Below are 7,280 nucleotides of genomic sequence, written 5' to 3' on the forward strand. Positions count from 1 at the left end.
TTTGTCACTCTTAGCCTATGTTAGTCGTCAGGTTAGTGTTTCTCTGACATCGCCTGTACCGGCCGCTGCTTTAAAATTTGTCTTGCTGGGTACATGGCCGCGAGCACGCTCACCACCATCACTGCCACAAATACCCACTGATAAGTCGCCAGACTCACTTGAGGGTATAACATTGTATCTACCCCAAATGCCCCAAGACCTGCTGCCATATTACCCAGCGAAATACCGGTGCTTTGTAAAACTGCCATCAACACACTGCTGGCCACGATACCTAGCAATGCACCGACCGCCCCAAGCAAAGCTGATTCCGACACTATTAAGGCAAAAATTTGGCCTTTCTCCATCCCCACGGCCATCAGCACACCAAACTCTCGTGTGCGTTCAAATACCGCCATCAACATAATATTGATAATGCCAAATCCCATTGCACTGACAAACACCACCAGCACCACTGCGTTACTGGTCGCCATTTGTCCAATCAAGGTTGCGAGTAGCGGCTGGATCTGTGGCCAGTCTCGCACTTCATCGGCCGGATCACTTACTGCTTGCAGCGCCGCTTTTATTTGCTCAACTTGGCTGCGTTCAAAATTATCAGCACTATTAAGTAACACTGCGATTTGATGAATGCCCTGCACTCCTGCGGCCGCGCGTAAATCCTCATCACGTACATAAACATGACTCTCATCGAATTCACTTGATGGCGACGCAAAAATACCCTGTACACGAAACGCCGCGCCGGTGACATCTTTGTTGGTATTGGTAAAGGTCAGCACCACTTTTGAGCCCAGCATCAGCTTAAGTCGGCTGGCGGTTTTCGCCGACACCACTATGGGTTTACGGCCCTCTAATGTCAGCCAGCTACCGTCGCTCATATGGCTATCTATGGGACTAATTACGGCCTCAGCTTCAGGGTCAACACCAACAATTTTTACGCCTCGACTGGCTCTGGCTGAAGCAACCATACCGTCAACTAACACTCGCGAAGAAAATCCCTTTACCGCGCTACTGTCTGATAATGCTGTCACAATTGGATTGGGGTCAGTGATAACGTAATTGATATCGGGGTCTTGCAGATAGTGCCGCTGGCTAATTTGCAGATGACTAGTTTGCCAACTTATGGCGTTGTCTATCATGTTGGCGTACATGCCTGTCATAAACCCCATCATAGTGACCACGCCCATCAGACCAAACACCATGCAGGCCAACATAATTCCGGTGCGTAACCGGTTGCGCCAAAGATTGCGCCAAGCCAGCTTAATAATCAGCAACAATCGAGACGTCCTTGAATGCCCCTCAACGCGCGCACTAACCATGTTGGTCTCCTTTTAGGCCGCTGACCACATCAAGATGGTAGGCGCGCCAAAGCGGATACAGTAAACAGATCAACATCAGTAGCGATACCACCAAGAGTTGGTCAACCGCCAACTGCATTGAGACCGACATAGGCACAATTGGCTCCCAGCCCATATCAAGCATAACTTGCGCCGTATCGCCTGTTAGTTCAATGGGGTTGAAGTAGAAATAACCAATTAACGGAATGGCCAACGCTAAGCCCATCAGCATTCCCAATAGGGCAATCAAGCTCGATTCGATCACGATCAATTGCAGCAGCTTAACGCGCTGTAGGCCCGTGGCAAGCATTACCGCAAATTCGCGCTGACGCTCTAAAGTCATCATCAAAATAGTCGCAAACAATCCAAAGCCCACAATGCCGTACAGCAAGTACATCATGAACACACCACCGGCTTTATCCATGGCGATCTGCTGAGCCATTTGGGGTGCCATTTGCAGCCAGTCACGTACATTCACCGCTTGGCCTGCATAGGCCTGTATCAATTGCTGTTTAACACGAGCAACCTGGGCAATCTCGTCGGTATGCAGCACCCACGCGGTCACTTGCTCGCCCGTTGAAAATAGCTGCTGAGCGCTGCTCAATGGCAAATAGACTAAGCGCTTATCTAGCTGCGGCAGCGGAAAGCGCACTATGGCCTTTATAGGGTACAGGCCCGCTGCGGTTTGACCGCGATAACCTTGTCCATAGAGCACCAACTCGTCACCCAACTCCACTTTAAGCCAGTCGGCCAATCCTTGACCTATCATGACCCCCTCATCAACATCTTTAAGCAGCTCACCAGCAACCACCTTATCGCCGATGCCAGAATAAGGCTGTTCGAGACTTGGCACCGCGCCAATAACCGCCACCCCTTTTGACTTGTCGCCAGCGGCAGCCAAAGCAAAGGATTCAATTCTGGGCAGGATAAAACTAATATGGTCGAGCGACTTGGCGGCTGCAATAAACTCATCACTGCCTGGCAGTATATCTTCAATACTTTGGCTGTCGCTAAAATCAGGGTGTTGCAGCTGCAGTAGTCCGGTTGCAAAACGAGCACTGTTATCGATGTTGTTCTGATAAGCGCCCTCTTGCATGCTGCGCATGAAGAGTGACAAAAACAGCGCTAACGCAATCGCAAATGCGGTGATCAAGGTTCGGCGTTTTTGTCGCCACAAATTGCGCCACCCAAGCTTAAACAACATCATTGCCGACTCCTTAATCTCTAAGCGAACGCATTTTTTGCTGAGAGAAAAAGCTGTCGTCGATATCAAAGTCAAATTGCGCCTGATGAGTAATGAGTTCCGTGCGCTGACCGGGTTTATCGGCTGGGATCATCACCATTTTAGTTGCCAACATCCGCCCCCCCATCAACTGCACATCTGAGGTTTCCATGGTATTGACTAACTCATCAAACTCATCATAAAACTCAACTCGGCGCTGTAAAAAACTGTCGCTGGAGATCCATAGCCGCACCTTGTTCCACACCACAGGTACATCGGGTTTAGCAATCGCATCAATCACATAGGTATTGTCATCGCCAATTTTGACCTGTTTTAGTAATTGGTGCTCATAATCGACCACAATAGATGACTGATTGATTAAATCATCATTGGTAAAGTCTGATCCCATCCAAGATTGACTGAGCATCGACGGTGCAATTTTGATGACCCGCTCAATTGATGGGATCCAGTTCCACATCTCTTTGTAGCGCTTTAACGAAGCACTGCCTTTGTCTTTAGCAGGTGCAGTGACTAACACCAATGACAACTCTTGACCTTTGGTCCAACTTTTCATCCGCATGGAACGTTGCCAGTCTGGACGCACAATATTCATGGTCGCTTCGGTAAAACTCGACTCACCGCGCATCTGCTTATCAGACTGGGCGACAATTTCGCTGGCACTTAACCCTGATGCAGACAAAGACTCAGGCTCTGCGGCCTGCGTGCTCGTAATGACAAAAATGGAAGCTGCAAACATGGCCAACATCGGCGTTAACCTGCGTAGTGATAACCATTGGCTAATTGAGTAGCTTGGCATGTCGGCTCCTTGACTGTTCACAACCATCACACAGGGTTGATTGGCGGGATAATGGCGTTTTTCAACTATAAATTATTGAGTTCGAAATAGAAATGATTATTGGCGCGGCCAAGACCCATAGTTATTATTTAAAAAATGGGGGTATAGGTGGACATCACCAATCAAGTCATAATTTTCATCATCCTGCATAAAAGCATTAACCACAAAGGGATTGCTGAAATTATTAGGCTCTGATAAGTTTTTGAACATTAAATTAATAACGCATTTATCGTAATAAGACATCAATCGCAAAATCATTCTTGATTGAAATATGATGATTAATCAGCGGGCTGCGTTCATCAACTTAACCGGTGAGAGCTTATGGAAAGATTGTATTTAGGGATTAACAGCCACGTTATCTGTATCAACAAAGCAGATGGCACAGAAGTTTGGAAGACCAAACTCAAGCGTTCAACAGTTACCAATGTATGCTATGAGAACGATCGGGTGTTTGCATACTCTGGTGGCCATTTATTTTGTTTGGACGTATCGGACGGTACCGTCATTTGGGAGAACGCATTAAAAGGCATGGGCTTTGGCACCTGTATTATTGCCAGTGAACATCAATCTAACGCAGTCATTAATAGTCAAGTTGCAACTCAACAAACCGTTGCAGCAACCTCTGTGGCAGCGACCGTGTCGACCAACGCTGGGAGTTAGCTGTTGTTAGCCATCACCGAGCACCAAAAATAAACTGTTACACTCGTTTTGCATTGCCAAGGCATACCTATGATTAACTGTCAGTTGAAAATATGTCAATGACAGCAATAAGCTAACCTTGCCAAACTCCAAAATAGAGCCAATAAGAAAAAGTAACTAATATGCGACTAATATATGTGATGGACCCGATGTGTAGCTGGTGCTACGGCTTTCAGCCACAGTTGGAAAAATTTTTAGATAATCATCGCCACGCAACAGTAGACTGGATCATGGGCGGCTTAGCGCCAGACACCACGCAGCCAATGGATGACGATTTAAAACAAGCAATCGCTTCCTATTGGTATCAAATTGAAAAACGGGCTCAGGTCAGCTTTAACCATGATTTTTGGCGGTTAAATACCCCTTATCGTTCAACTTACCCCGCTTGCCGCGCCGTGATTGCCGCTGACAGCCTTATCGAACAAGGTGCAGTTGAGATGGCTAAGGCGATCCAGTCGGCGTATTACCTTGAAGCGAAAAACCCTTCTTTAGAAGCCACCTTAGTCGATTGCGCCAGCTCAATCGGCATTGCCGCCAATCAATTTATAGAGGTATTCAAATCCGCCAGTACTGAGCAGCAATTTAAGCAACATCTCACCCTTGCCCATCAACTACAGGTAACCGGCTTCCCCGCACTATATTATATTGATGAAACCAATCAAGCTTACCCTTTAGCTGCGGGCTATTGTCAGGCAGAGGATATACAGCAGCGCTTTGCACGTATCTCTAGCCAATAGATAGCCAATAGATAACTAATAAATATCGGCTCATGGCTTAGTAAAATTCAGGGAAGAAGATAGATGATGAAAAAAGCTTTAGCGACACTGTTTGGTGTATCAACGCTACTACTGGCGGTATACATGTTAACGCCAACACCTAAGTTGTTTGAACTAATGATTAGCGCTGAGCGACATATGGCAGGCCTTGAGCTGAAACAAGTGCGCGTCAACGAGCTTAATGTCGCGTATCTTAAAGGTGGCAGTGGTGAACCGCTGGTGTTGCTGCATGGGTTTGGCGCAGATAAAGACAACTGGAATCGAATAGCTGCCCATTTAACCGATCATTTCGAAGTATTCGCCATCGATATACCGGGTTTTGGCGATAGCAGCGCTGATATCTCGCTAGACTACGACGTGCTTTCACAAACCGCTAGGATTGATGAGATTTTATCAGCACTTGAACTCAACAAGGTTCATTTAGCCGGCAGTTCGATGGGCGGATATATCGCAGGAAATTATGCAGCAATTTACCCTAAAAAAGTTAGCCAGTTATGGTTGATCAGTCCTTTTGGGGTAAAAGGGGTAGAAAACAGTGACATGTTTTTATCCATTAAAGCAGGTAAAAACCCAGTAGTGCTGCCGCGAACAGAGCCTGATTTTCTCGAACTATTTGACTATTTGTTTGTGAAGCCGCCTTTTGTCCCCCAACCAATCATTACCCATTTAGCCAAACAGGCTGAATCTAGGGTGCCGCTAAATAGCAAGATATTTACCCAAATACATAGATTGGAAAATGGGCGTCCGCAGCCAGATTCTCCGCTTGAAGACGCATTAACAACCTATATAGGCCCGGTACTTGTTACATGGGGTACTCAAGATCGCATATTACATGTTTCAGCAGCTGATACGCTCAAACAAACTATGCCCCATGCGACATTAAACTTAATGACTGACGTAGGTCATTTACCCATGATGGAAAAACCACAAGCCGCAGCAGACGCCTTTTTATCCTTCTCATCAGTGCAATAGCTAGCGCTCTTATGTGCGATAAGTACTAGTTGCGACAATTGCTATGGTGCTGTGGTGCGATGTTTTAGCCACTCTACTTTAAACTAAATTAGTGACTTTCAGTTTACTGTCAGATCACAGATTCAGGTTGTCGTTTTTGTTCAATCTTAACGCTTTGGCCTTGGTTACAATGATTAGCACTTGAGAACAGCATCAATAAGTCAGTGTCTGTTCATCACAATGAATCTAACTCGGTAAATGCAATGATAGACATCAAACCAATCGACAATCTAGCGATAATCAGCCCACTTAAAAAGCAGTATTTTGCGCAAACAAGCGCCCCACTTGATGGTATGTGGCACTTTGGCTTTGCCCCCATGGCAAATCACTTTGGCTTTTATCAACAAAACCAATTGGTTGGTTTTTGCTGTGTTAACGACGACGGTTACCTACTGCAGTTTTATCTCACCCCGCAAGCAAGCGCTGATGCCAAAGCACTGTTTACGCTTATTGCGCAGCAAAACAGTCAAATAACGCCCCAGGTTAAGGGCGCCTTTGTCAGTACCGCTGAGCCACAGTATTTATCTCTATGTCTTGATAACTTAAGCCAATTTGAAGTTAATGCGCTCATGTATCAGCAGCTAAGTTCAACACGGCAAAGTAATGATGCTGAGCTGCCGTTAACATTGGCAAAAACTCAACAGTTGCAGCAATTTGTTGAGTTTGCAGCAAGTAACATTGGTGCGCCTGAGCAGTGGCTTACAGGCTACTATGGCAACCTGATCAGCCGTAAAGAGTTATTTGGTTACTGGCAAAATGGTGAACTATTGGCAACGGGTGAATGTCGCCTATTTGATGGCTATCAGACCGAATATGCTGACTTAGGCATGATAGTCGCGCAATCTCATCGTGGTCAGGGACTAGCTACTCAGGTACTTTCAAGCTTAATCAACCAAGCTAATCTACGTGGATTGACGACGATGTGCTCAACTGAAAGCGGCAATATTGGCGCACAAAAAGCCATTGAGCGCGCTGGTTTAACGCCACAAAATCGCCTTGTTAAGGTCACATTTGAATTAGCATAATACCTGTTAGCAACTATCGCTGTTAGTGAGTATCTGCTGGTTATTATGCTGGTGACTATTGTTGAAATATAAGTTGTGATGCTTGTTGTATTGGCGGCTGTGTGCCATATAGTGATAACTGGTATAGTTAACAAGGTTAAGCTGGTTATGATTGCTCTTCCCCCGTTTTAGTGGACACCTTCTCATCACTTTGAGGAGGCTAAAATGCCTAAATATACCCAACCAAGAAAGACATGGTTTTACCCTGTAAAATTCAAAGTCAAAGCTGTCCAGCTAAGCTTAAGAGACGATGTCATGTCTAAGGATGTTGCGCTAGCGCTTGATATTCACCCGTTAATGCTGAGTCGTTGGCGAAAAGAA

General features: G+C 46.0%; 8 protein-coding genes. 5 read left to right on the top strand and 3 right to left on the bottom strand.

Going from position 1 to position 7,280, the window contains the following annotated elements:
- Positions 1-32: 32 nt before the first annotated feature.
- From L865_RS0118030 to L865_RS0118040, 3 genes are read right to left on the bottom strand one after another with little or no spacing between them, the layout of a single operon-like run.
- Positions 33-1,313 carry an ABC transporter permease gene (locus tag L865_RS0118030; protein ID WP_245608464.1) on the bottom strand — a complete coding sequence of 427 codons (1,281 nt, stop codon included), beginning with the start codon at positions 1,311-1,313 and terminating at the stop codon, positions 33-35.
- Positions 1,306-2,538, bottom strand: coding sequence for an ABC transporter permease (locus L865_RS0118035; protein ID WP_245608465.1), 1,233 nt, complete (start codon positions 2,536-2,538; stop codon positions 1,306-1,308). Before L865_RS0118035 ends, L865_RS0118030 begins: the two co-directional genes overlap by 8 nt.
- A 10-nt stretch (positions 2,539-2,548) precedes the next feature.
- Positions 2,549-3,370 carry an outer membrane lipoprotein-sorting protein gene (locus L865_RS0118040; RefSeq protein WP_051484690.1) on the bottom strand — a complete coding sequence of 274 codons (822 nt, stop codon included), beginning with the start codon at positions 3,368-3,370 and terminating at the stop codon, positions 2,549-2,551.
- A gap of 360 nt (positions 3,371-3,730) precedes the next feature.
- Here L865_RS0118040 and L865_RS0118050 point away from each other — a divergent pair, with 360 nt between their 5' ends.
- The 5 genes from L865_RS0118050 to L865_RS24165 all read left to right on the top strand — a co-directional run.
- A complete protein-coding gene (locus tag L865_RS0118050; protein ID WP_028774526.1) occupies positions 3,731-4,069 on the top strand; it encodes an outer membrane protein assembly factor BamB family protein in 339 nt (112 codons plus the stop codon).
- Between the two features lie 161 nt (positions 4,070-4,230).
- On the top strand, positions 4,231-4,845 hold the full coding sequence (locus tag L865_RS24160) for a DsbA family protein (RefSeq protein ID WP_037471531.1): 615 nt from the start codon (positions 4,231-4,233) through the stop codon (positions 4,843-4,845).
- Between the two features lie 63 nt (positions 4,846-4,908).
- Positions 4,909-5,856, top strand: a complete 948-nt coding sequence (locus tag L865_RS0118060) for an alpha/beta fold hydrolase (protein ID WP_028774527.1) — start codon at positions 4,909-4,911, stop codon at positions 5,854-5,856.
- A gap of 242 nt (positions 5,857-6,098) precedes the next feature.
- Positions 6,099-6,920: a GNAT family N-acetyltransferase gene (locus tag L865_RS0118065; RefSeq protein ID WP_028774528.1), complete on the top strand. Its 822-nt coding sequence runs from the start codon at positions 6,099-6,101 to the stop codon at positions 6,918-6,920.
- Between the two features lie 204 nt (positions 6,921-7,124).
- The coding region (locus L865_RS24165) for a transposase (protein ID WP_037471313.1) at positions 7,125-7,280 on the top strand (156 nt) is incomplete at its 3' end.

The organism is Shewanella waksmanii ATCC BAA-643 (assembly GCF_000518805.1).
GTDB classification, from domain to species: Bacteria; Pseudomonadota; Gammaproteobacteria; order Enterobacterales; family Shewanellaceae; genus Shewanella; species Shewanella waksmanii.